We start from the raw sequence: 24,096 nt of genomic DNA, 5'->3' as shown, positions 1-24,096 counted from the left end.
GGACGGCTACTCGGTGTCCTTGGGGTGGCGGGTAGACGCGTACACGAGGTGGACGGTGCGGCGTGTTTCGTCGACGAGATAGCGCACGCGACCGCCTGCCGTCACCTCGTACTCCCACTGGGGATACTCCTGGCCGCCAAGGTTGCCCGTGGCCAGACGACCGCGCAGCCGGTGCTGACGGTCGGGATCCGCTCGGGACAGCGGGTCGCAGCGCAGCGCCTCGAAGCAGCGCCGGGTGTTGCCCGGCGCCTCCGCGCCCAGCTCGCCCCATCCCTTCGCCGCCTCGTTCGTCGCGAATCGCAGGCGCCATTCCCCGCCCACCGGCGGTGGGGCGACGTCGTCGCCCCGCTTCGGGCTCACGGCGCGGTCACCTCGCCGTGGTCCTCGTCAGGCAGCCGACGGGTGAGCTGCGCGGTGAGCTCGGGGTCGGCGAGGACACGTGCCGTCGCGCGCCATTCGACGACGACTCGGTGGAGATTGCCATGGACGTCCAGCTGGGCCGCGTCGTACGTGGCGTCGATGAGCTCAGCGACGAACTCCTTCAGCTCGTCCGCCGACAGATGACGAACCCACGGAAAGACTGAGGGAAGCGCCCGCAGTATGGCCCGCTCACCGGCATCGCTGCGCACGAGGGCGGCCAGAAGGCGGGCCGTGATGTCCGCCGTCTCCTCGCGCTGCTGGTCATGGCGTGCCGTCGTCAGGTAGAGATCCTCGCCGTCCCGGCGTGTGATGTGTACACGCTGAGTCCGGTCGAGCGTGTCCGCGACACGCTTCGAGTTCTTCGAGAGCTCGGAGAAGGCGACCGTGGGAGTGGACATGGCCCCACCGTACTTCGGAACGTATTCCGAAGTCAATCGTCGAGTGTCTGTCCGGGCTCTCGGGCCCTCTGCGAGAATTCAGTCGGACCAGCTACGGGGGTGGGACGGATGGGGCCGACGCGACCGTCGATGCAGGAGCTGATCGGGCGCCGTAAACGCGCGGGTTTCGTCGGCCGTCGCAACGAGCTCGACCTCTTCCGCGCCAACTTCGACACCTCGCCGGAGGATGAGCGGCACAGCTTCGTCTTTCATGTCCACGGAACGGCGGGAGTCGGCAAGTCCTCACTGGTCCGTGAACTGGAGGCCCTGGCTGCGCAGCGCAAGGCGCTCACCGCCTGCACGGACGAGACCGTGAACAGCGTGCCGGAGGTGTTGGCGGCGATCAGTGCGCAGTTCGCCAAGCAGGGCGCGGAGTTGAAGGCCCTCGACAAACTCCTCGCCGCCTACCGGCAGCGCCGCCATGAGGCGGAGACGGCGTCGGCTGTGCTGGACCCTGGCGCGCCCCAGCCGCCCTCCGCGGGCAGCATGGCCGTAGCCCAGGCGGGGGTGATCGGACTGGGCATGGTGCCGGGCGTGGGCGCATTCGCGGGAGCCATCGACCCGGCCCAAGTGGCCTATGGCACAGACCGGTTGAGGGCGGCGCTCAGCGCGCGCTTCCGGAATCACGACGATGTGCAGTTGGTCCTGGAGCCGCTGAATGCCCTGACCCCGGTCTTCGTCTCGGAGCTGGACCGGGTGGCCGGCTACGCGCCCTGGATCGCGCTGTTCTTCGACACCTACGAGCGAACCGCCCGCTTCCTCGATCCCTGGCTGCTCGACCTCATCACCACGGACCGGTACGGCGCACTGCCCGCGAACGTGGTCGTCACGCTGGCGGGCCAGCACGGCCCCGACCCCGCCCGCTGGGCGGACTACGCCGGGTTCGTCACCGAGATCGCCCTGGAGCCGTTCACGGAGTCCGAGGCACGCCAACTCCTGGCGGCGAGAGGAGTGGTGGACGAGGGCGTCGTACGAGAAGTGCTGCGGTTGTCCGGGTGCCTTCCGGTGCTTGTGTCGACTCTCGCCGAGAATCCGGGTGTGGTCGACGACCCCACGGCCACCGCAGTGGAGCGCTTCCTCAAGTGGGAGCGCGATCCGGCGCGGCGGGAGGCCGCACTCATGTGCGCTCTGCCGCGGCAGCTGGACGAGGACGTGTTCCGGGCCACCGTGGACGACGGGGAGACCGAGGGGTCGTACGAGTGGCTGCGCGGGATGCCCTTCGTGAGCGAGCGGGTCGGCCGCGTCCGCTACCACGATGTCGTGCGTACTGCCATGCTCCGGCTGCAGCGGACGCGGTCGCCGCGGCAGTGGGCCGAGCGGCACGCACGGCTCGCGGAGGTGTTCGGGGAATGGCGTGCCGGGGCGGAAGAGGGGCTGGAACCGGACGAGTGGTGGCTCGACGAGCCATGGCGTGAGCTGAGGCTTGAAGAGTCGTACCACCTGTTGTGCGCACGGCCGCAGACGGCACTGAGGCAGGTGCTCACGGATTTCGTCGGAGCCTGCCGCGCAGATGCGGTCGCGGCGCGTGGCTGCGCGCAGGCGTTGGCCGACGCGGGGGAGCACGCAGACGCGGAGGCGCTCCGCGCATGGGGGCGTGACCTTCTCGCGGCGGTCTCGGGAGAGTCGGGCACTGTACTGAGCGGGCTCGGGTTGTTGCTGGACCGGGCAGGCCTCGACGCGGAGACCCGGGCCGTGGCGCACATGGTGCGGGGACGGGAACTGCGGCAGACGGGAGAGGACGAGAAGGCGCTCGTGGAGTTCGATCGGGCCGTCGCTCTGGCTCCGACGTCCGCGAGGGCGTACCACGAGCGTGGCCTCTTTCACGCGCTGCTGCGTGAGCCTGCTGCAGCCTTGGCGGACCTGGACAGTGCCGACGCATTGCGCCCCGACACCGCCTGGATCATCTTTGACCGGGGCATCGTTCTGCAGCACCTGGGCCGTCATGAAGAGGCCGTGGCGGCCTTCGACCGTGTGCTGACCTTCGATCCTGCAGATCGGTTGGCATGGGCAAGCCGGGGGTACAGCAAGCACTTCCTCGGGGACGACGACGGGGCGCTCGCGGACTTTGACCGAGCACTGGAGATCGACGCCGAATATCTGTGGGCTCTCGCCCACAGAGCTGAGGTATACCGCCGCCAGGGGCGGTTCGATGAGTCGTTCGCAGACCTCGATTGTGCTGTACGGGCAGCACCGGACAGTGCGTGGATCGCGTCCGAACGAGGAGACGCCTACCGATTGGTGGGCCGGTATGAGGAGGCTGTCGAGGAACTCGGGAGGGCCTGCGAGCTGAACGCGGAGTACGCGTCGGCACATGCCGGCCGCGGAGACGCGCTCCTCCGTCTGAACCGCCTCGAGGAGGCGCTCGCGGCCTTCGACCGCGCGATCGAGCTTGAGCCCACCTACGTGTGGGCACTGCTGAACCGTGCTCGTCTGCGCGGAGACCTGGGCGATGAAGAGGGCAGGTTCGCCGATCTTGGTCTGGCTGTCGCGGCTGAATCATCGGGTAGTCGGGCCTTGCACCAGCGAAGTGTTGCTCACCTCAAGGCCGGCCGTTTCGAGGAGGCGCTGGCCGACGCAGACCTCGCGCTGGAACGGGAACCCGACAATGTCGATCATCGTGACCTCAGGAGCATCGCCCTGTCCGCGCTGGGCAAGCACGCCGAATTGGGTGCCCAGCTCGACCGCATATTGGAGCACGATCCCGACGACTGGGCAGTGCTGGGGGCCAGAGGCAGGAACCATCTGAGCTTGCGGCAGTACTCCGAGTCACTGCGGGACCTGAACAGAGCCGTCTCCCTTCGCGCGGACCAGGCGGGCCTGTACGCGGCCCGCGCGAATACATGCATCGCCATCGGACGGCTTGAGCCCGCACTCGCCGACCTTGGCCAGTGTGTTGAGCGCGGCCACGAGACCGAGTGGGCGCGCGGCAGAACCGTTGATGTCCTGCTGATGCAGGGACGGTACGACGACGCGGTGCGACTGCTGGAAGGCATCCACTCGACCGGCGACCTTAAAGGCAACATGGCCGCCATGGGCGTTTACTGGTACGTCGACGCCATGTGGGCCGCCGACGTCATGACCGGCCGGTGGGAACGGACTCGGCAGCTCGCCGACTGGCTGTACGCGAACCATCCCGACGGAGCGGTCAGGCTGGCCTTGACGGTGGGTCTGACGGAGGGCGCGGAGGCCGCTGAACCCCTGTGGCGCGAGGCACGGACCGCCACGGCGGACGCGGACGCGCCGGACACCCGGCGGATACTGCCCAGTTGTGCACTTGGAGAGTGGAGCGGGGCCGACACGTCGCTCTCCGCAGCGCTCGCCGTGGACCACGACTGGGAGGACCTGGCTCACCTGGCCGACTCACTCAGCCTTCTGGCGCGTTGCCCCGGCGTCGATACGGCACTCGTCCGATCCCGCCTGGCCCGGGTCGTCGGAGCCCGTGATGTCTTCCAGTCCCGTTACGCGGAGTAGGTCTCGACAGACGCCTCCCATGACCGGTCCGTGAAGCCGTCCTGCACGGCCGCGTCCCGGGCCGCGACTTCAGACTGACGCTCCGGCTCGACGCCCACAGCACCCTCCGTATCGACGTGACCGACGCCCGGGGCGACCGGGTCCCGCGTTTCCCGGACCCGGTTGAGGAGTGCGCGGAATCGGGGCGGGGGCTGCTGCTGGTGGCGGCGTACGCGGACCGTTGGGGCGTTGACGAGGCTCCGGCCCACTGCAAGACCGTCTGGGCCGAACTCGCGCCGGATCGCGTGGATCCGTGACCCGGTCGAGCGCGACGCCAAAGAAATAAGAACCGGGGAAAGAACCAACCCAGCCCCACCGACCCCGGCAATCACCCGCAGGGGTGAACATCGCCAACTCGGCTGGCGCGGAAGCCGTGTTGTGGTGCAGCGTCGGCGAAACAACCGCAGAACAAGCGCACAGCAGGCGCACACAAGAATTCGGCCCCCGCCGGGACGGCAATCCCAGTGCGAGGGCCTCATCACCAAGGAAGCAGAACCTTCCCGATGACTGCACAGCAGCCTAGCGCGCCCCCGCGCGCCCGGTCCGGCCCTTCCGGACCCGGAATCGTCCACGTCACCGAACGCCACCACGAGCAGTTCACCGTGGTCGGAAACCACCTCGCCCAGCACCCCGAGTTGTCCCTCATGGCGATCGGTCTGGCCATCCACATTCAGTCGCTGCCCAAGGGAACCCCCGTCGGGATCAAAGCCCTGGCCGCGCGGTTCCCCGAGGGTGAGATCCGGATCGCCGCCGCCCTGCGGGAGTTGGAGGCGCACGGGTATCTGGCCCGCATCAAGGAGCGGCTGCCGTCCGGACGGGTGGTGACCCGGACGATCTCGTACAACAGGCCACGGCTCGTGGCCCCTTCGGCTGCGGCTCCCACGGCCGATACTTCCGCAGCTCCCGGTCCTCTCGTCGCTCCCGTAGCGCTGCCAGTTGCCCTGGATCCGAGAGCCGCACCTCCGAGCCATCGCCCGGCGGTCGATCTCCTCTCCGGCCTGCGCGCCTACGACTCACGCCTGTTGCTGACCGAACGGGATGTATACCGCCTGGCGCCGGCCGTCGCCGCCTGGCTGGAGCGAGGAGTGCCCGCCACCGTCGTGCAGCGAACCCTGATGACCGGCCTGCCCCAGGAGCCGATCCGGCATCCGGCGCGCTTCCTCGCCCACCGCCTCGTCGCTCTGCTTCCGCCGCCTCTGCCCGCCGCACCACATCCACGGAGCACGGCCCCTCACGGCTCGCTTCGTCCGGACCCGTTCCAGACCTGCGACGGGTGCGACCGGGCCTTTCGCGCCCCGGGTCCTGGCCGCTGCCGCGACTGTCGGTCGTGCGGGGCGGCGGCGTAGAAAACACCCCGAGCATCGAAATCCCGGAAGTGAGCCCGATGACGAGCGCTGCCCGAGCACCTCACCGCCGAATTCGCCGGTACGGTACGAAGACCGCCCCATCCGCACCGGAGGTCACCGTGAGTGCCCAGACCGACGGCCCGTACGGACCGCTGATCCCCATGCCCGAACTCACGCCGGACGCGCTGCGGGCAGCGGTCGCGCGGATCGCGCCGAGCCGGATCCCGGCCCTCACACAGCACCTCTTCGAAGCCACGACGAACGCGCAGCAGACGCAGAGCCTCGCGCCGCTGCGGGCCTTCGTGCACTCCTGGGCCGTGTTCGTGGCGATCGAGCGCCACCCGGAACGCGCCGCCCGGCTCCGTGCACTCGAGCGCATCGTGGACGCGGGGGAGCAGGATCCGGCAGAGGCCATCACGGAGATCCGCGCGATCCGCGAGGCGGCCGAGGCGGAGGCGGGACTGTGACTGACTGGGCCTGGGACTACAACCCAAGTGTCGAGTACGTCACCGATGGACTGCCAACGGGCGTGGTGGCAGAGGTGGAGCGGCTGGCCATCGAACTGGCTGCGCTCGGCCATGACTCCGTGAAAGTCGGCAGACCCCTCGACCGCGAGGGTGGGTTGCGCGAATTCGACATCCTTGGCGGGCGTGGCTTCATCAGCTTTCTGCCCGTACCCCGCCATGCATGTGTCTACCTCTGCAATGTCACCTGGTACGGCTGATACCTGACCACTTGTGGTCACTCCGGTCACATCCCGCATACCGTTCCGGGCCCTCAACCGCCCGTTCTCGTTCGATTGCAGTGCTGAGCTGTCGGACGTACGGGCGGTTCCTGGGGAGGTCTCGGTGGGTGCGACAGCCGGTGCCGTCTGGGGCCGTGGCGAACAGCAGGACTTCCGCAGCAGGGTGCGCGGAACGCTGCTGGGGGCTGCCGTCGGCGATGCCCTGGGCGCGCCGCTCGACGGGCTCAGTCTGGAGGAGATCCGGGAGGCGTACGGCGCGGAGGGTCTCACCGACCTGGCCTTCGGATACGGCAGACGGGGCGCGGTCACGCACCTCACCCAGCTCACGCTGTTCAGCGTCGACGGGCTGATCCGTGCCCAGGTGCGCCGCGACACCGGCGCCTGGCATCCGCCGACCGACCTCCACCGGGCCTACCGCCGCTGGGCGGCCACCCAGAGCGACTGGAGGCCGCGGAACCCCTGTGGCGTGAGCTGGCACGCCTTCTGGACACGGGCGAACCGGAGGAGGAGACACGCCTGTTGGGGCGGTGCATCGTCGGCTGGGCCCTCGCCGACTGGACCGACGCCGACCAAGGACTGGCCGAAGTCCTGGCCATGGACCCCGACTGGGACGACTTGGCGGACATGACCGACATCCTCACCGAACTGCTCCAGAGCCCCGGCGCCGAACTCTCCCGCCTCACCCCGCGCCTGGCCGAGGTCACCGCGGCGCGCGACGCGGTCCGGGCCCGCTACGCGGAATGACGTGCGAACCCCACGTCACGAGTGCGTCTGCGTCTGCAATGTGACCTGGTACGGCTGAGGCAGGATGAGGTGGGTGTGGGTCAGTCGTCCGTCAGTGTGCGAAGCCCAGGCCGAACAGGGATCCCTTCTGCGGGGCACCCAGTGAACTGGGGCCGAAGGACGTGATGTTGGTGGTCGTGAGGCCGGTCTTCGAGCCGCGGAAGACCCATACGGCGCCGGAGTCCTGGTAGGTGCCGTCCTCGTGGGGGGCGCCGAGGGCGAGGTCGGCGCGGTTGTTGGCGTTGACGTCGGCGAGGAGGACCGAGGCGCCGAAGGTGTCGCCGGACTCGGAGACGCCGGGTACGCCGGACGTGGACTGGTTGAAGGCCTGGGCGCCGGAGCCGGTCAGGCCGGAGGCGCCGCCCTTGAGGAGGACCACCGAGCCCGCCTCGCGGATGGAGCCGATGTCCTCGCCGGGCACGCCCACGGCGACGTCCGGGTAGCCGTCGCCGGTCACGTCGCCCGCCGCCAGCGCGTAGCCGAACTGGTCGCCGTAGTTCTGGTCGTTGTCGCCGGCCTCGCCCACTCCGGGCACGCCCGCCGTGTCCTGGGTGATCAGCGCGGTACGGGTGGAGGGGCCGGCCGAGGAGCCGTAGACGACGCGGATCGCACCCGCGTCGTACTCCCGCATCTCCGACACGTGGTCGACCTGGCGGGCGATGAAGTCGCCGTAGCCGTCCTGGTTCACGTCGGCGATCACCCCGCCGACCGTGATGTAGCCGGTGGGCTTGGCGGTCTTGCTGAGGCCGGTCGATGTGCCCTGCCAGTAGCGGGAGCTGTACGACATCTCCTCGAAGCCGTGGGTGGTGAGGACGTCGTCCTTGCCGTCGCCGTTCATGTCGCCCACGGTGAAGTCCTGCGGGCCGTCCTCGTCGTCGAACACGAGCGTGTCGGTGCGGGCGGGGACGCCGGCGCGGGTGAAGGGGCCGAAGCGGACCTCCAGGGCGCCGCCGATGTTGGCGACCAGGTCGGCGTGCCCGTCGCCGTCGATGTCGCCGGGGGCGGCCTGGTACGTGGTGCCGGCGAACGCGGCGCCGCCGCTCAGGCCCTGCGCGGAGCCCCACAGCACCACGGGGTGCTGGTAGCCGCTGACCACGAGGTCGGTGTAGCCGTCCCCGTCGAGGTCGCGGGCGGCCGTCCGGGCGCCGAAGGCGTCCCCTTCCGCGAGTCCACCGGGCACCCCGTTGGTGGCCCTGGTGATCAGCTTCGGATGAGCGGTGTCGGCGCCCGCCGTCGAGCCGTACACGACCGAGATGTAGCCCGCCTCGGAGATCCCCGACACGGTGGCGCCGGGCGCGCCGATCGCCAGGTCGGCGTAGCCGTCGCCGTTGAAATCGACGATCGGTGCCTTCGCGGCCGTGACCGCGTCGGCCGGGGAGGCCAGGGTCACGGGGGCGGTCAGCAGCGCGGCGAGCAGGGCGCAGCCCGCGGCGGTACGACGGTGTGTGGGGTGGGACACAGGTGACTCCTGTTGTTGGTCCTCGGTACGTTGGTCGTTCATGTTGACCACTGGGTGTACGAAACGGTTGTGGCGTGAGTGACCTTCCGATCGTTTCCCGGGCTTCTACAGGCCCTGAACGGACCGTTCTCGTTCGATTACAGTGCTGAGCTGTCGGACGTACGGGCGGTTCCTGGGGAGGTCTCGGTGGGTGCGACAGCCGGTGCCGTCTGGGGCCGTGGCGAACAGCAGGACTTCCGCAGCCGGGTGCGCGGAACGCTGCTGGGGGCTGCCGTCGGTGATGCCCTGGGCGCGCCGCTCGACGGGCTCAGTCTGGAGGAGATCCGGGAGGCGCACGGCGCGGAGGGTCTCACCGACCTGGCCTTCGGATACGGCAGACGGGGCGCGGTCACGCACCTCACCCAGCTCACGCTGTTCAGCGTCGACGGGCTGATCCGTGCCCAGGTGCGCCGCGACACCGGCGCCTGGCATCCGCCGACCGACCTGCACCGGGCCTACCGCCGCTGGGCGGCCACCCAGAGCGACTGGGGGCCCGACGAGCGCCGCAAGGACGATGGCTGGCTGGCCCGCGAGGAATGGCTGTACGCCCGCCGCGACCCTGCCCGGTCCTGTCTGCTCGGCCTCGGCGACGAGACCATGGGCACGCCGGACGCGCCCAAGAACCCCGGCGAGCCCGGGCCCGAGGCCGCCGCCCGCTCCGCGCCCTTCGGGCTGCTCGTCGGCTGGGAACCGCAGCTCGTGGTGCAGCTCGCCGTGGAGTGCGCGGCGCAGACCCACGGGCACCCCACCGCGTACCTGTCGGCGGGCGCGTACGCCGTGATCGTGCACGCGCTGGCCCGTGGCGAGAGCCTCGACGGGGGCGTGCAGCGGGCGCTGGCGGTGCTTGCCGCGCGACCGGGGCACGAGCCCGTCACCGACGCGCTCCAGCACGCGCTGGGCGCCGTGCGGCAGGGGATGCCGTCGCCGGGGCGGGTGGAGGAACTCGCCGGGGACGGTACGGCGGAGGGGGTGCTGGCGGTCGCGGTGTACTGCGCGCTGGTCGGGGAGGACATCCGGCACGGGTTGTGCCTCGCGGTGAACCAGGGTGGGGCCTCCGGTGTGGCGGGTGCGCTCACCGGGGGGCTGCTGGGCGCTCTGCACGGCGAGACTGCCCTCCCACCGGCCTGGCTGGCCGAGCTGGAGGGCCGTCCCACCATCCTCGTCCTCGCCGACGACTTCGCGATGGAGATGACCCAGGGCCCGGCCCTCCACGGCCCGGGCGGCTCCTCACCGGGCTGGCTGGCCCGCTACCCACGGGGCTGACACCGAGGGGTGCCCCTTCGACCCCGGGTGGGTGGGTTCTTTGGCTGCGGGTGGGTGGGGGCTGGTCGCGCAGTTCCCCGCGCCCCTAAAAGACAAAAGACAAACGACCGGGGGCGGGCCGGGGGCGACGGGGCGCAGCCCCGAGCCGTCAGGGGCGCGGGGAACTGCGCGAGCAACCCCCACCGTCCCGCGGTCAAAGAACAACGGTCACCCACCCCAGGGGCGCGGGGAACTGCGCGAGCAACCCCCACCGTCCCGCGGTCAAAGAACAACGGTCACCCACCCCAGGGGCGCGGGGAACTGCGCGAGCAACCCCCACCGTCCCGCGGTCAAAGAACAACGGTCACCCACCCCAGGGGCGCGGGGAACTGCGCGACCAGCCCCCACCCACCCGCAGCCGACAATCAACCCCCACCCAACCGACCCCGCGTCACGCGGACTCGCGCCACCGGTTGGTGATCGGGAGGCGGCGGTCCTTGCCGAAGACCTTGGGGGAGATCTTCGTACCCGGCGGAAACTGCCGTCGCTTGTACTCCGCGGCGTCGACCATCCGCAGTATCCGGGTGACCAGCTCGACGTCGTATCCCGCCGCCACAATCGCCGCGCGCCCCTCGTCGCGGTCGACGTAGCGCGCCAGGATCGGGTCCAGCACCGCATAGTCGGGCAGGGAGTCGGTGTCGACCTGACCCGGCCGCAGCTCGGCGCTGGGTGGCTTGTTGAGGGAGTTCTCCGGGATCGGCGGGGTGTGGCCGCGTTCCCGTGCGGTCCGGTTGCGCCAGCGGGCCAGGGCGAAGACGGAGGTCTTGTAGACGTCCTTGATCGGCGCGTAGGCGCCCACCGAGTCGCCGTACAGCGTGGAGTAACCCACCGCGAGCTCGCTCTTGTTGCCGGGCGCGAGCACGATGTGCCCCTCCTGGTTGGACAGCGACATGAGCACCGTGCCGCGCAGCCGTGACTGAAGGTTCTCCTCGGCGAGGCCGGTCAGCCCCAGCGACCCCATGTACGCGTCGAACATCGGCGCGATCGGAATGGTCCGGAGGTTCAGCCCGGTCAGCCGGGCCAGTTCCTGCGCGTCGGCGACCGAGTGCTCCGAGGAGTACGCCGACGGCATGGCCACCCCGTGCACGTTGGCCGCCCCCACGGCGTCGCAGGCGAGGGCGGCGACCAGGGCCGAGTCGATACCGCCGGACAGCCCGATCAGCACGCTGCGGAAGCCGTTCTTGGCGACATACCCGCGCAGGCCCACGACCAGGGCCGTGTACATCTCCTCGTCGTCATCGAGGCGCGCCACGTGCGCGCCGGGGCCGGGCACCCCGACCTCGTACGACGGCAGCGGCTCGGCCGAGATCGTACGGTGGTCGATCATCAGCCCGTCCCCGACCGCACCGCTCGGCGGTTCCTCGGCGGCGGCGGGGAGCTCCAGGTCGACCAGCGTGCAGCCCTCCTCGAACTGCCGTGCCCGGGCGATGACTTCACCGTGCGCCGACACCACGATGGAGTCGCCGTCGAAGACCAGTTCGTCCTGGCCGCCCGTCATCGTCAGGTAGGCCACCGTGCAGCCGGCCTCACGGGCCCTCCTGCGGATCACTTCCAGGCGGTCGCCGTGCTTGCCGGTCTCGTACGGCGAGCCGTTGATGGAGAGCAGCAGACCTGCCCCGGCGGCCCGGGCGGCCGGCGCGCGGCCGCCGTCCTGCCACAGGTCCTCACAGATCGCCAGCGCGACGTCGATGCCGCGCACGCGTACGACGGGGAGCGTGTCGCCGGGCACGAAGTACCGGACCTCGTCGAAGACTCCGTAGTTCTGCAGGTGGTGCTTCGCGAGGCGTAGTACGGCCTTGCCGTGGTGCAGGACGGCGGCGGCGTTCTGGGGTGCGCCGGGGCGTGCCTCGCTGCGGTCTACGTAGCCCACGACGACCGGGAGTTCCCCGTACCCCTCGTCGGCCAGTCGCTCCGCGAGGGCGTTCAGTGCGGTGCGGCTTGCTTCCACGAAGGAGGACCGCAGTGCGAGGTCCTCCAGGGGGAAGCCGGTCAACGCCATCTCGGGGAACGCCACCAGGTGGGCTCCCCGTTCGGCCGCGTGCCGGGTCCAGCGCACGATCGACTCCGCGTTTCCGACGAGGTCGCCGACCGTCGAGTCGATCTGGTTCATGGCGAGGCGAAGTTGAGGCACCCGCCCACTGTAATCGTCACACCGACGCAATGGGGTTCGATCCGCCCAACCTTCCTCGCCCCCGCCGCCCCTACCCGTCCCATCCCGTTCCTGGGGGCTGCGCCCCCAGACCCCCCCTGGGTTGTGTGTCGTCTGCGGGACGGTGGGGGCCGTTCGCGCAGTTCCCCGCGCCCTTTTAGGGGAGCGGGGAACTGCGCAGTCTTTTAGGGGCGCGGGGAACTGCGCGACCAGCCCCCACCGTCCCGCAGCCAAAGAACAACCCCTACGCACCGCCGACTTAAACGCCAGACGGGCTCGCCGTGTCCGCCCCGTCCGCCTGGGTCGGGATCGCCAACCCCATCGCCCCGTCGTCGTCATCGGTGTTGATCTTCTCGATGATCGCGTCCCGCTCCGGCGTGTCCTCGGGCTTCAGGAAGCCGATGAGGATGTACAGGACGAGGGAGATGGCCATGGGGACGGAGACCTGGTACTCCAGCTTCACATCGGTGCGCTGGGAGAAGTCCAGGTTGTAGTTGACGAAGAAGAAGGCGAGCAGGCCGCAGGCCCAGCTGGTCAGGGCCGCCGTCGGGCCGGACTTACGGAACGGACGGAGCAGGCCCAGGATGAACGGGATCGCGATCGGGCCCATCAGGCCGGCCACCCACTTGATGACGACCGTGATGATGTCCTTGAAGGCCGGGGAGTTGACCTGCGTCGCGACCGCCATGGAGAAGCCGAGGAAGGCGACCGTCGTGACGCGCCCCGCGATCAGACCGGCCCGGGTGTCCCAGGCTCGCGCGGCCTTCGACAGCACCGGCGCCACGTCCCGGGTGAAGACGGCCGCGATGGCGTTGGCGTCCGAGGAGCACATGGCCATCGTGTGGGAGAAGAAGCCGACGACCACCAGGCCCAACAGGCCGTGGGGGAGGAGCTGTTCGGTCATCAGGCCGTACGCGTCCGACCCGTCGGGCTTCTTCGCCGTCACCAGAAGCGGCGACAGCCACATGGGGATGAAGAGGATCACCGGCCATACGAACCACAGCCCTGCGGAGAGGAAGGCGGACCGCGTGGCCTGCTTGGCACTGCCCGTCGCCATGTAGCGCTGGGCCTGGTTCCACATGCCGCCGTTGTACTCGAACAGCTTGATGAAGAGATAGGCGATGAAGAACACCGTCAGATACGGGCCCGCGAAACCGTCCGCGTGACCGTTCAGCTTCGGCGAGTCCAGCGCCTTGGACAGGCCGCCCTGGTCGGAGATCTTGTTCAGCGCGATGACCAGCATCGAGACACCGGCCAGCAACTGGATGACGAACTGGCCGAGTTCGGTGAGCGCGTCGGCCCACAGTCCGCCGATCGTGCAGTACACGGCCGTGATGCTGCCGGTGATGAGGATGCCCTGGGTGAGGGTGACCCCGGTGAAGACGGTGAGCAGGGTCGAGATCGCGGCCCACTTCGCGCCGACGTCCACGATCTTCAGCAGGATGCCGGACCAGGCGAGCGCCTGCTGCGTCGGCACGTTGTAGCGGTCCTTGAGGTACTCCAGGGGTGAGGCGACGTGCAGTCGCGAGCGCAGCCTGTTGAGGCGGGGCGCGAACGCCTTGGCGCCGATGGCCACGCCGATGGCGATGGGCAGCGCCCAGGTGACGTACGACGTGATGCCGTACGTGTACGCGATGCCGGCGTATCCGGTGAACATCACCGCGCTGTAGCCCGACATGTGGTGCGAGATGCCGGACAGCCACCACGGCATCTTGCCGCCCGCGGTGAAGAAGTCGCTGACATCGTCCACACGCTTGTGGGACCAGACACCGATCGCGGTCATGACGCCGAAGTACGCGACCAGGACGGCCCAGTCGAGACCGTTCATGTGCCCCCTCCAGGGGTCCGCCTTGTGAACTTGCAGATACCGGACGGCACTTCGCCAGTACGCACATGGGCGGCGCCCCCGTTGCGGGAGCGGGGACTTCGGGGATTGAACCGCTGGTCCGACCAGCCGGTCAAGACCTCCTGCGGTCACAGATATGAACACAGATCAGAAAGCAGAACGATTTTGCTTCTACTTTACCCGTACGGCTGTTGTCGTGCTCGTGACGTGGAACACACGATGAGCGGGCACTTCGTCAGACCTACCCACAGCAGCGACGACACAGCAGTGACAGACCGACAGCCGTACGGGATGCGGGTCCCGTGCGCCTGGGAAGGGAGCCGCGCCCGTACCTACCGCATGAGTTCGCCGGCGTTCACGAGCAGCGACTGCCCCGTGATCGCCCGCGCCCGGTCGGACGCCAGGAACGCCACGGCGTCCGCCACATCCCCGTCCGTGGCCAGCTCGGGCAGGGCCATCCGCTCGGCGAGCCGCTTCAGTACGTCCGCCTCCGGTACGCCCTCGGTGTGGGCGGTGAACTGTACGTACGCCTCGACGGGCGGGCCCCACATCCAGCCGGGCAGCACGGTGTTGACCCGGATCCGGTGCGGGCCGAGTTCCCGGGCCATGGAGTACATCGCGCTCGTCAGCGCGCCCTTCGACGCCGCGTAGGCCGCCTGGCTCACCTGGCTCGGCGCGGCCACCGACGACTGGGTGCCGATGATGACGACCGAGCCGCCGCGTGTCTTCAGCGCGGGCAGGCAGGCGCGGGTCATCCGCAGGGTGCCGAGCAGATTCACGTCGATGACCGACTGCCAGGTGGTGAAGTCGGCGTCTTCCAGGCCGCCGAAGTAGCTGTCCCAGGCGGCCACATGGGCGACCGCGTCGATCCGCCCGAAGCGGTCGAGGGCCAGCGCCGCCAGCGACTCGCACTGCCCCTCGTCCGTGATGTCCGTCGCCCGGTACGCCGTGTGCGCGCCGTCCGGATCGATGTCGGCCGCCGCCTTGGCCAGATTCGCCTCCGTGCGCGCCCCGAGCACCGCATTGCCCCCGTCACGCACCACGGCCGCCGCGACCTGATGGCCGAGACCGGCCCCCACTCCCGACACCACGACGGTCTTGCCAGCGAGCAGTGACATCGGCGGCCTCCCTGAGTCCCGTACGGAGTCTGGCGCATTGTCTGACGGAGCGTCAGAGTATGGGCGTCCGGCGGAAGAAGGAAGGGGATCGTCATGTCGGAGGAGACTCGCAGTGACACCTACGCGGAACTGGCCGCCCTCGGCCCGTACGGCGTCCACCCGGGCCACGCCCTGATCACCATGGTCGAACCGCACCCGGGTCACGAGTACGCGTACAACCGCTGGTACGAGGACGACCACTACTACGCCGGTGCGATGGCGATGCCCTGGATGTACGCGGGGCGCCGCTGGGTGGCGACCCGCGACCTCCAACTCCTGCGCTACCCGGAGAAGTCGGCGGTCGCCCAGCCCGTCACCGCGGGCTGCTACATCTCCACGTACTGGGTCACCGACGGCCGCTACGACGACCACATGAAGTGGACCGTCGGCATCAACAAGCGGCTGAATCGCGACGGCCGCGTCTACCAGGACCGTACGCACGTCTTCACGGCCTTCCAGGACCACGAGGCCACCGTCTACCGCGACGGTGCCGCCGGCCCCCGCGACTTCCACGCCCTCGACCACCTGTACGCGGGCCTGGTCGTCCAGGTCATCGACGCCGAATCCGCCGAGCAGCGCGCCGAGTTGCTGGAGTGGCTGCGCTCCCGCCACCTCCCGAAGCGCCTGGCGGGTTCCCCTGCCGCCATGGTCACCCTTTTCCGCCCGACCCCCCTCCCCGGCGACCGCATGACGTACGTCAAGCAGGTCGAGGGTGTGGATACGCGGCTGACCCTGCTGTGGTTCCTGGAGGCGGACCCCCGGGAGTGCTGGGAGGGCTTCTTCACGGGCTTGGATGCGGAGGTGGCCGAATCAGGCCTGGGGCGGGTGGAGTTGGTGGCTCCATTCATCCCGACCGTACCGGGGACGGATCGGTACGTGGACCTGCTTCGGTAGCCGAGGCCAATGCCGAGCCCCCTCGGCCGGGACGGCGGGCCAGTCGAGAGGGCTCTGTCAGTGAGTCTTATGAAGTTGTGGTGGGTCATGAGTCAGGTGAGGTCTTAAGCTCCCCGGCTCACCTCGGCGACGAAGGCGTTCCACGCGTCGGCGGGGAACGCCAGTGTGGGGCCCTGGGTCACCTTGGAGTCCCGTACGTCGATCGCCGCGAGGACCGGGGACTTGACCTCGACGCAGGCGCCGTTGCCGGTGGAGTAGGAAGACTTGGTCCACGTGTCGGTGGCACCCTGCTGAATTGCCATGATCGCTCCAGTAAGCAGTCGTTCATCGGTGAGTGGCTGCCGCCGGTCTCCGTCGACGCGCTGTCACCGTGCTGCGGGTTCGTTCCGGAACCCGCAGCTCGGATTGCGCCAACGTTGTTGTTCGGTGGCGTGATCGACGCTACTCGCCAACATCGGCTGGCGAAGCGACTATTCACTCGACTGGATGGCATATTCCAGTGGGGTCTTCCGCGCCGACGTGGCGAAGGTGTATTGTCCGGCACCTTCTCGTCGGGTACCCCTGTTGGGCCGCCCCACGCCTCTCAGCGCGCGTACTCCTTCGCGATGTCCGCGATGAACTGACGCGACTGCTCCACGTTCAGGGCCTGCGCCCGCAGATGCTCGTACATCACGCTGTACTTCTGGACGTCGTTCGCCTTCTCCAGGTACAGGTCGCTGGTGACGCCCTCGATGTAGACGACGCTGGAATCGGCCGCGTCGGGGAACTCCAGGATCGCGTACTGGCCGTTCAACCCCGGGTGTGCGCCCATGTCGAAGGGGATCACCTGCACGGTGACGTGCGGCAGTTGGGACTGCTCGACGAGGTGTTCCAGCTGGTCGCGCATGAGGGAGCGGTTGCCGACGGTGCGGCGCAGTGCGGCCTCGTCGAGGACGGTCCACAGCCGCAGCGGGTTGTCCGGGGCGGAGATTCGTTCCTGCCGCTTCAGCCGTACCTGGACGCGCTTGTCGATGTCGCCGGGCGCGGTCTCGGGCAGCGCTCCCGCGATCAGGGACTCGGCGTACGGCCGGGTCTGGAGGAGTCCGGGGACGACCTGCGGGTCGTAGACGCGCAGTGACGCGGCGTCGGTCTCCAGTCCGATGTAGACGCTGTACGGGATGTCGCCGAAGGAGTGCCACCAGCCTTGCTGGCGCGAGTCCTTGGCCATCTGCATCAGGGAGTCGACGATCCGGTGGTCGTCCACCTCGTAGACCCCGCACAGATCGCGGACGTCTCGCTGGCTGATACTGCGCCGCCCGTTCTCCAGACGGCTGATCTTCGACTGCGAGACCAGGAGCCGCTCGGCGACCTCTTCGGCCGTCATGCCCTTGAGCTCACGGAGCCGGCGCAGCTCCTGGCCCAGCCGGCGCCGCCGGACGGTGGGATTGACATTGGACGCCACGGGACGTGCACCTCCGGCTGCGGGCCTCTACTTTGCGTATCTGCTGTTGAGCAGACTGCCACCAAGGTGCTTTCTACCGCTGGGAAACAGCGGATATGCGCTGGGTACGCGCCAGTTCAGGGATCCGGCGTGTATAGGCGTGTATGTACGCCTGCCCGGTCCCTCGTCGGCGCTCGCGCACATGCGGCCGCGCGGGGCGGTGGGGCCGTGTCGTCGTCCGGACGTACGGCCTCATCGCCCCGCGCGAGCCAGCGGCTCCCGAACCGGATCCTGGGGACTGCGGTGCGGCGCTGAGGTGAAAATGGCGGTGCTCATCGTGCTGCGGTGCCTTCGGTACTGGCGGCGCCTGATCGTGCCGTCGGTACTGATCGTGCGGTGGTACCGGTCATACGTCGGTACCGGTCATGCGTCGGTGCTGGTCGTGCTCGCGCGGCCCTGGGACTACGGCTCAGTGGGCCACAGCTCGCGCCATGGCACCGTGGCGCGGTTGCATCGGAACACCGCGGGCGGGTTCCGGAGCGGACCTGACTCCGGCGCTGGCCGGACGGCCTGCCGGTGCCGGGTTACGGCGTGGCTGTGCGGCCACACCGTTCTGAACGTCCATGACCGCGTGGGCCACGAGGCCGCCCATGGGGTCATGCCTGATCAGGTCCCGCAGCCGGGAGCGGGACGAGCGTCCCTCGTTCCCCGGATACAGGTGCTTGCCGAGACCGACCGCATGGGCCAGCGCGGCGAGCGCGGCGGTCCGCGGGTCCGGCGGTACGCCGGTGCGGATCGCAGTGTCCAGCCGGGACCTGATCTCCCGGCTGATCTCCGTGTCCGTCGCTTGGTAGCGAGTCGTCGGAAGCACCCCGCACATCTGGCCGGCCACGGCATGCACCATGCCGCACCTCTCCAGATGCGAGAGATAGGTCTGGCGCAGCCCCAGTCGGGGTCCGCCAATCCAGTTCACCGCGCGTACGGGTGCTCCGCGTCGGCGAAGCAGTTCCAACGCACAGTCCAGCGTTGGGTCTCCAGTCGGCCGTGGCTGCACCACGGCGATACGATCCCCGTCTGGGGCTATCCGTCCGGCCAGCGCCAGCTCTACTAGCTGTGCTCCGGCCAGACCGAGGTCGAGCGACTGCGGCTGTGCGGTGGTACCCGTGGTCGGGTCCAGCGCCAGCAGTAGAAGCTCTTCCGGAATTGATCTGCGGCTCCTGCCCATCCATGCCTCCCCGCGTGGATGAATGACAGGGTGACCCCTCTCACATTGGTCTGTCGAGGGTGCGTGACCGGTTCGTAGTGGAACCGATAGATATGTCGTTCTCGTCTACCGCAGGGGTTAAGCCCTCACACAGGACACTGGTACATGGTTCGGACAGCGGTGTCCGGGCGGCGGTTCACGGGTTTTCACGGTTCGGTTGGGCGCACGGAGGGTGTGCGGCCCATGGAGGAGGCATCGGTGGCGGGCGAGTCCCCCGACAGGTCGAAGCAGCACGAGTCGTCGGCGTCGTCGGCAGAAGCGACGCCGGGGACCCCGGCCGCGGTTCCGAGTCCGGCGCGGGGCGCCGCGTCGGCCGCGGCTTCGGCTCCGGCCGCGGCTGACCCCCGTATGGCGGTGGCCCGCGAACGGGCGTCCACCATCGGGGTGGATCAGGCTACGGCGGTGTTCTCCACGAAGGCCCTCGCGGCGGCGGAAGGATCGCTGAAGCAGGCCGAGGGGACCTCCGCGCCGGAGGATGCCCCGTCGGACGGGGGCGCGTCCTCCGAGTCCGGCACGGGTGGCCCCGAGGGCGACTCCCGGCTGCGCGCGGCTGTGGCCGCGTGGGTGGCGGGGGCGGACGGGGACGAGTCCGCGGCGGCCGGCCGCGACGGCCGGGACTCCGCCGCGGGGCGCCCCGTGACCGACACGGCCACGGAGGACACCAACGACGCGTCTGACGCCGCCGACGAGGAATCCGCCGAGCCGACGGCCGACGTCGACGCCGACGCCAACGCGGCGGACGCCGAGGGTGGCGGTGACGCGACGGCGTCCGGCGACGAGCCGACGCGCGGGGAACGGGGTTCCGGCTCCAGGGGCTCCGACGCGGCTACGGACAGCGCCGCATCCGCGGTCGACGCCGAGGATGACCGTGACTCGGGGGCGGCTGACGTGGCGTCACCTGCCGATGCCGATGCCGATGCCGATGCCGACGGCGTTTCCGGCGAGGAGCGGGACTCTGCCTCCGTCGAGGCTTCTGCCGCTGGGGAGCCCGAGGCGAAGAGCGCCTCCGACGCCGCCTCCGCGCCCGCAGGCAAGCCGAAGCCCGAGGCGGACGGCGGCACTTCGGGCAAGGATGCCGCCCCCGGCCCGAAGGGCACGTCGGACGGCTCGCCCAATGAGCCCTCCGACGCGTCTCCGGAGGACTCCCCGCAGGAGCCCTCGAAGGCCACCTCGGCGCCCTCCAAGGACTCCGCGGACTCGAAGGCCCCGGCTTCCGCCAAGGACTCGGCATCTGCCGGGACTCCGGCCGACGCCAAGGACTCGAAGGACGAGAAGGCTTCTGTCGACGAGAAGGGCCCGGTGGACCTGCGGGCCTCCACGGACCCGAAGGCTGCCGCGGCGGCGAAGGCCCCGGCCGACGCCAAGGACTCGAAGGACGAGAAGGCTTCTGCCGACGCGAAGGGCCCGGTCGACCCGCGGGCCTCCGTGGCCGCGAAGAGCTCCAGGGACCCGAAGGCTTCCGCAGCGGCCAAGGCTGCGGCCGACGCCAAGACTCCGGCCGACGCCAAGGCTTCCGCGGCGGCCAAGACCCCGGCCGACGCCAAGGACTCCACCCCCGAGCCCCCCGTCGACCAGCCCACCGCCGTCTTCAAGGCCCCTCGGCTCCCGGCCGTGGATCAGCCCACCACCATGCTCAAGCTGGGCGGTGCCACCAAGCCGCCCACCGCCAAGCCCGCAGGCGAGTCCACCGCCAAGCCCGCGAGCAAGCCCACCCCCGCCGCCAAGCCCGCGTCCGACCCCGAGCGCACCAGCAAGTTCGTCGCCCTCAAGCCGCTCGACGCGGCGGCCCCCGCGAAGCCGAAGGCCCCGGCCGGGCCCGCGAGCACCCCCGCCGACGCGACCGCCGCCCTCCCGCAGGTCGGCCCCGAGCGCACCACCCAGCAGCCGTTGCCGCCGAAGCCGCCGCTGGATCTGCTGGCCGAGCTGACGAACACGCCGCCGCCCCCGCAGACCCCGGTCCGGACGGTCGTGCGGCGGGTCAAGATCTGGACCCCGCTGGTCCTGCTGCTCGCGGTGATCTTTGCAGTCGTACAGGCGGTACGCCCGCTCCCGGCCGCGGCCCTCACGCTCACCGCCGACGAGACGTACACCTTCGACGGCGGCACGCTCGACCTGCCCTGGCCGGGCCAGGGACAGTCGGCGATCGAGGTCGAGGGCGTCGGCAGCCTCGGCACGGAGGGCAAGCAGTCGCCCGCCCCCATCGCGAGCGTCGCCAAGATCATGACGGCGTACGTGATCCTTCAGGAGCACCCGCTGAAGGGGAACGAGGGCGGCGAGAAGATCACCGTCGACCAGCAGGCCGAGGACGAGTCGAAGCTGCCGGACGAGTCGACGGCGGCGATGTCGAAGGGCCAGCAGTTCACGGAGCGCCAGATGCTCCAGATGCTGATGATCCCCTCGGGCAACAACGCGGCACGGCTGCTGGCCCGCTGGGACTCCGACAACAAGACCTTCGTCGCCAAGATGAACGCCGCGGCCAAGAAGCTCGGCATGACGAAGTCGACGTACACGGACCCGAGCGGTCTGGAGAAGACGACGGTCAGCACCGCCACCGACCAGCTCAAGCTGGCCAAGGCAGTCATGCAGGACGAGGTGTTCCGCGGCATCGTCGGGATGGCCAGCGCCAAGATCCCCGGCCTCGACAGCACCATCTACAACAACAACGACCTGCTGGTGAAGCAGGTCGGCGTGATCGGCCTGAAGACCGGCTCGTCGACGCCCGCGGGCGGCAACCTGGTGTGGGCCGCCACCAAGACCGTGAACGGCAAGACGCAGACGGTCTACGGAGCCGTCCTGAACCAGAACGCCGGCACCGGCAAGGTCTGGGACAGCCTCCAGCTGGCGCTCACCAACAGCCAGAAGCTGATCGACAAGGTCCAGCAGAGCCTGATCTCCGCCACGGTCGTGAAGAAGGGCCAGGTCGTCGGCTATGTGGACGACCAGCTCGGCGGCCAGACCCCCGTCGTCGCCACCAAGAACATGACGGCGGTCGGCTGGCCCGGTCTGAAGACCAAGCTGTCGGTCGGCCTGGTCGACGGCAAGGCGGTTCCGCACAGCGGCAAGGCCGGCACGGTCGTCGGCCAGCTGACGGTCGGCGACGGCTCCAGTCACGCCGTGAAGATCCCCGTCGCGCTCCAGTCGGACCTCGCCGAGCCCGCCCTCGGCGCCAAGCTGACCCGCGTCGGCTGAACGGACCGTACGACTGTTCCGTACGAACGGCCGTATGGAACAGTCGTACGGAACAGGTGTACGGAACGGACGTACGCACCGGTGATGTACCGACCCGCGCACCGGTGACGTACGACATATACGAAAGAACGCACCGCACCCCGCCGATGCCGCCCCACCCGGGCGCCCACCAGCGGGGTGCGTGCTAGCGTCGCGAGATCGGGGCTGGTCGCGAGCCGCGGGTCCCGGCCGAACGGAAAACGGGACAGTGGGAGTGCCTTGCAGTGGCGACAGCGGAGCCGACACACGCCGACGACGCCGATCCGGGACCAGGAACGGGCCCGCGAATACCGCTGCGCGCCCGCGCACCTGAAGGAGGGCGCGACGAAGCGTCCGAGGCGGCACACAGCACCCGCCTGAGCCGGTTCCTCCGGCACCCCGTCACCCTCGCCACCGCCCTCTCCGGCGTACTGCACATCGTCTGGTTCTTCACGTTCGCGAACAGTGGCGGGGATCTCGCCGCGCAGGACGCGTGGGCGGAGTTCGTGGGGCGGCACCCGGACTCGGCGTACAACCTCGCCTGGTACGGCGGGATGCACCCGGTGTCGTACAGCGTGGTGTCGCCGTATCTGATGTCGGTGCTCGGCGTCCGTACGACGATGATGATCGCCGGGACCATCTCGGCGGGCCTGCTGACGATGATCCTGATCCGCAGCCGGGCGGTGAAGAACCCGCTGTGGCCGGCTCTCGGGGGCGTCTTCGCTCTGCTGTGCAACGCGATCTCTGGCCGGGTGACGTACGGCCTGGGCATCGTGTTCGCGCTCGGTGCGACGGCGATCGTCTTCTGCTGGCCGTACCGCTGGCGCTACAAACGCTGGGCGAAGGCCCTGTGCGCGGCGCCGCTCGCCGCGCTGGCGACCGCCGCGTCGCCGGTGGCCGGACTGTTCGTCGGCCTGGTGGCGGTGGCCCTGTTCCTCCAGAAGCGCCGCCCCGGCGCGTACGCCCTCGGGATCGCGCCGACGCTCGTGGTGGCCGTGTCGGCCTGGCTGTTCCCGTTCTCCGGCACCCAGCCGATGGCCTGGTACTCGGTCATCCTGCCGTTCCTGTACGCGGTCCTGGTCTTCTCCCTGGTCCCCAAGGAGTGGAAGACGGTACGGATCACGGCGGCGGTGTACGGCCTCGGTGTCCTCCTCGTCTGGCTGATCAGCTCGCAGATCGGCACCAACATCAGCCGGCTCCCGATGCTGTTCGGGGGCGTCACGCTGCTGGCGGCCCTGCCCTTCACGGTGCCGAAGTCGCGCAAGTGGTACACCCTCGTCGTCGCCATCGTCGGGCTCAACGGGTGGATCGGCTTCAAGTCGGTCGACGACATAGTGCATACGACTCCGGCGGCGTCCTGGGCACGCGAGCTGGCCCCTCTCGTCAACCAGCTCCAGGTGGTGGGCGCCGAGAAGGGCCGCGTGGAAGTGGTCCCCGCCCGTTCCCACCGGGAGGCCTCCGCCCTCGCCCCGTACGTGAACCTCGCCCGCGGCTGGAACCGCCAGGCCGACATGGAGCGCAACCCGCTCTTCTACGACGACACCCTCAACTCCGCGAACTACCACGAGTGGCTCCAGCGCTGGGCCGTCCACTACGTGGTGCTGCCGAAGGGCGAACCGGACGGCGACGGAGGCGAACGCGAACGCCAGCTCGTCCAGCGCGGTATGCCTTACCTCCGGCAGATCTGGGGCGACGCGAACTGGCAGCTCTTCGCGGTCACGGACCCCGCGCAGCTCGCCGAGCCCAACGCCGTCGTCGACAGCGCGGAACAGGGTGAGCTGACCATCGAGGTGGAGAAGGCGGGGCGCATCCTCATCCGCGTCCCGTACTCCCCGTGGCTCAGCATCGTCGACGCCAAGGGCAAGAGTGTGCAGCCGCCGCAGGAGACGGAGGCGTCCAAGAACCGTGAGGACGGCACGCCGAAGACGTTCGACAACCTCAACGGTTGCCTGATGCCCACGGAGGAGACCGCGGCGGGCGACAAATGGACCGAACTCCTGGCCCCCAAGCCGGGCACCTACCGCCTGGCGGCGCCCTACCAGCTCCCCCGGGGCACACCGTGCCCGGAGGAGCTGCGCTGACACCTGGCGGTTGTGCTTTGGCTGCGGGTGGGTGGGG

General features: G+C 69.7%; 18 protein-coding genes and 2 pseudogenes. 11 read left to right on the top strand and 9 right to left on the bottom strand.

From position 1 onward, the window contains the following. Window positions 1-6: 6 nt before the first annotated feature. Window positions 7-360, bottom strand: coding sequence for a hypothetical protein (locus OG975_RS20925; protein WP_406330830.1), 354 nt, complete (start codon window positions 358-360; stop codon window positions 7-9). After that, window positions 357-818 (bottom strand): prevent-host-death family protein, encoded by a 462-nt coding sequence (locus OG975_RS20920; protein WP_406330829.1) that lies wholly within the window; start codon window positions 816-818, stop codon window positions 357-359. Before OG975_RS20920 ends, OG975_RS20925 begins: the two co-directional genes overlap by 4 nt. A gap of 108 nt (window positions 819-926) precedes the next feature. On the opposite strand from OG975_RS20920, the gene OG975_RS20915 reads away from it, so the two are divergent. From OG975_RS20915 to OG975_RS20885, 7 genes and pseudogenes are all read left to right on the top strand, one after another. Beyond that, the gene (locus OG975_RS20915; RefSeq protein ID WP_406330828.1) at window positions 927-4,328 is read left to right on the top strand and encodes a tetratricopeptide repeat protein; all 3,402 of its coding nucleotides are present in this window, start codon (window positions 927-929) and stop codon (window positions 4,326-4,328) included. 35 nt (window positions 4,329-4,363) lie between these two features. After that, window positions 4,364-4,624 (top strand): annotated as a pseudogene (locus OG975_RS20910) (ATP-binding protein); the annotation flags it as partial. Between the two features lie 246 nt (window positions 4,625-4,870). Further along, window positions 4,871-5,713 (top strand): helix-turn-helix domain-containing protein, encoded by an 843-nt coding sequence (locus OG975_RS20905; protein WP_406330827.1) that lies wholly within the window; start codon window positions 4,871-4,873, stop codon window positions 5,711-5,713. 119 nt (window positions 5,714-5,832) lie between these two features. After that, window positions 5,833-6,180, top strand: coding sequence for a DUF6247 family protein (locus OG975_RS20900; protein WP_406330826.1), 348 nt, complete (start codon window positions 5,833-5,835; stop codon window positions 6,178-6,180). Beyond that, entirely contained in the window at window positions 6,177-6,437 is a 261-nt protein-coding gene (locus OG975_RS20895) for a hypothetical protein (RefSeq protein ID WP_406330825.1), read from the top strand. Before OG975_RS20900 ends, OG975_RS20895 begins: the two co-directional genes overlap by 4 nt. Before the next feature lie 124 nt (window positions 6,438-6,561). Further along, window positions 6,562-6,909: pseudogene (locus OG975_RS20890) on the top strand (ADP-ribosylglycohydrolase family protein); the annotation flags it as partial. Window positions 6,910-6,977: 68 nt separating this feature from the next. Then, window positions 6,978-7,202: a hypothetical protein gene (locus OG975_RS20885; protein ID WP_406336793.1), complete on the top strand. Its 225-nt coding sequence runs from the start codon at window positions 6,978-6,980 to the stop codon at window positions 7,200-7,202. Between the two features lie 91 nt (window positions 7,203-7,293). Here the strand turns inward: OG975_RS20885 and OG975_RS20880 are convergent, their stop codons facing one another. Further along, the gene (locus OG975_RS20880) at window positions 7,294-8,742 is read right to left on the bottom strand and encodes an FG-GAP-like repeat-containing protein (protein WP_406330824.1); all 1,449 of its coding nucleotides are present in this window, start codon (window positions 8,740-8,742) and stop codon (window positions 7,294-7,296) included. 144 nt (window positions 8,743-8,886) lie between these two features. On the opposite strand from OG975_RS20880, the gene OG975_RS20875 reads away from it, so the two are divergent. Next, complete coding sequence (locus tag OG975_RS20875; RefSeq protein WP_406330822.1) at window positions 8,887-10,002, top strand: ADP-ribosylglycohydrolase family protein; 1,116 nt, start codon at window positions 8,887-8,889, stop codon at window positions 10,000-10,002. Window positions 10,003-10,432: 430 nt separating this feature from the next. Here OG975_RS20875 and OG975_RS20870 read toward each other — a convergent pair whose 3' ends face one another. From OG975_RS20870 to OG975_RS20860, 3 genes are all read right to left on the bottom strand, one after another. Continuing rightward, window positions 10,433-12,172, bottom strand: coding sequence for an NAD+ synthase (locus tag OG975_RS20870; RefSeq protein WP_406330820.1), 1,740 nt, complete (start codon window positions 12,170-12,172; stop codon window positions 10,433-10,435). 277 nt (window positions 12,173-12,449) lie between these two features. Beyond that, window positions 12,450-14,018 (bottom strand): sodium:solute symporter family protein, encoded by a 1,569-nt coding sequence (locus tag OG975_RS20865; protein ID WP_381260350.1) that lies wholly within the window; start codon window positions 14,016-14,018, stop codon window positions 12,450-12,452. 350 nt (window positions 14,019-14,368) lie between these two features. After that, window positions 14,369-15,154 (bottom strand): SDR family oxidoreductase, encoded by a 786-nt coding sequence (locus OG975_RS20860; RefSeq protein WP_406330818.1) that lies wholly within the window; start codon window positions 15,152-15,154, stop codon window positions 14,369-14,371. A gap of 93 nt (window positions 15,155-15,247) precedes the next feature. Here OG975_RS20860 and OG975_RS20855 point away from each other — a divergent pair, with 93 nt between their 5' ends. Further along, a complete protein-coding gene (locus tag OG975_RS20855; RefSeq protein ID WP_406330816.1) occupies window positions 15,248-16,087 on the top strand; it encodes a hypothetical protein in 840 nt (279 codons plus the stop codon). Window positions 16,088-16,191: 104 nt separating this feature from the next. On the opposite strand, the gene OG975_RS20850 is transcribed toward OG975_RS20855, so the two are convergent. The 3 genes from OG975_RS20850 to OG975_RS20840 all read right to left on the bottom strand — a co-directional run bounded on the left by OG975_RS20850 (window position 16,192) and on the right by OG975_RS20840 (window position 18,732). Further along, window positions 16,192-16,389, bottom strand: coding sequence for a DUF397 domain-containing protein (locus OG975_RS20850; RefSeq protein WP_327429526.1), 198 nt, complete (start codon window positions 16,387-16,389; stop codon window positions 16,192-16,194). A 281-nt stretch (window positions 16,390-16,670) separates the two neighbouring features. Beyond that, the gene (locus OG975_RS20845) at window positions 16,671-17,528 is read right to left on the bottom strand and encodes a helix-turn-helix transcriptional regulator (RefSeq protein WP_327429525.1); all 858 of its coding nucleotides are present in this window, start codon (window positions 17,526-17,528) and stop codon (window positions 16,671-16,673) included. 448 nt (window positions 17,529-17,976) lie between these two features. Further along, window positions 17,977-18,732 carry a GPP34 family phosphoprotein gene (locus OG975_RS20840; RefSeq protein ID WP_330305299.1) on the bottom strand — a complete coding sequence of 252 codons (756 nt, stop codon included), beginning with the start codon at window positions 18,730-18,732 and terminating at the stop codon, window positions 17,977-17,979. Window positions 18,733-18,954: 222 nt separating this feature from the next. Between OG975_RS20840 and OG975_RS20835 the strand changes: the two genes are divergently transcribed. Continuing rightward, window positions 18,955-21,960 carry a serine hydrolase gene (locus OG975_RS20835; RefSeq protein ID WP_406330813.1) on the top strand — a complete coding sequence of 1,002 codons (3,006 nt, stop codon included), beginning with the start codon at window positions 18,955-18,957 and terminating at the stop codon, window positions 21,958-21,960. Between the two features lie 263 nt (window positions 21,961-22,223). After that, window positions 22,224-24,059 carry an MFS transporter gene (locus tag OG975_RS20830; RefSeq protein ID WP_406330811.1) on the top strand — a complete coding sequence of 612 codons (1,836 nt, stop codon included), beginning with the start codon at window positions 22,224-22,226 and terminating at the stop codon, window positions 24,057-24,059. Window positions 24,060-24,096 lie beyond the last annotated feature (37 nt).

It is taken from the genome of Streptomyces sp. NBC_00203 (genome assembly GCF_045206325.1).
Taxonomy (GTDB): Bacteria; Actinomycetota; Actinomycetes; order Streptomycetales; family Streptomycetaceae; genus Streptomyces; species Streptomyces lutosisoli.
The sequence above is the reverse complement of the archived record's forward strand: the minus strand, read 5'-3'. Positions and strand labels throughout refer to the sequence as shown.

What these genes read in the sequence shown, in the direction of transcription:
- OG975_RS20920 (WP_406330829.1), bottom strand. Translation starts at nt 818, where the DNA reads ATGTCCACTCCCACGGTCGCCTTCTCCGAGCTCTCGAAGAACTCGAAG.
- OG975_RS20915 (WP_406330828.1), top strand. Translation starts at nt 927, where the DNA reads ATGGGGCCGACGCGACCGTCGATGCAGGAGCTGATCGGGCGCCGTAAA.
- OG975_RS20905 (WP_406330827.1), top strand. Translation starts at nt 4,871, where the DNA reads ATGACTGCACAGCAGCCTAGCGCGCCCCCGCGCGCCCGGTCCGGCCCT.
- OG975_RS20880 (WP_406330824.1), bottom strand. Translation starts at nt 8,742, where the DNA reads ATGAACGACCAACGTACCGAGGACCAACAACAGGAGTCACCTGTGTCC.
- OG975_RS20865 (WP_381260350.1), bottom strand. Translation starts at nt 14,018, where the DNA reads ATGAACGGTCTCGACTGGGCCGTCCTGGTCGCGTACTTCGGCGTCATG.
- OG975_RS20860 (WP_406330818.1), bottom strand. Translation starts at nt 15,154, where the DNA reads ATGTCACTGCTCGCTGGCAAGACCGTCGTGGTGTCGGGAGTGGGGGCC.
- OG975_RS20855 (WP_406330816.1), top strand. Translation starts at nt 15,248, where the DNA reads ATGTCGGAGGAGACTCGCAGTGACACCTACGCGGAACTGGCCGCCCTC.
- OG975_RS20850 (WP_327429526.1), bottom strand. Translation starts at nt 16,389, where the DNA reads ATGGCAATTCAGCAGGGTGCCACCGACACGTGGACCAAGTCTTCCTAC.
- OG975_RS20840 (WP_330305299.1), bottom strand. Translation starts at nt 18,732, where the DNA reads ATGGGCAGGAGCCGCAGATCAATTCCGGAAGAGCTTCTACTGCTGGCG.
- OG975_RS20835 (WP_406330813.1), top strand. Translation starts at nt 18,955, where the DNA reads ATGGAGGAGGCATCGGTGGCGGGCGAGTCCCCCGACAGGTCGAAGCAG.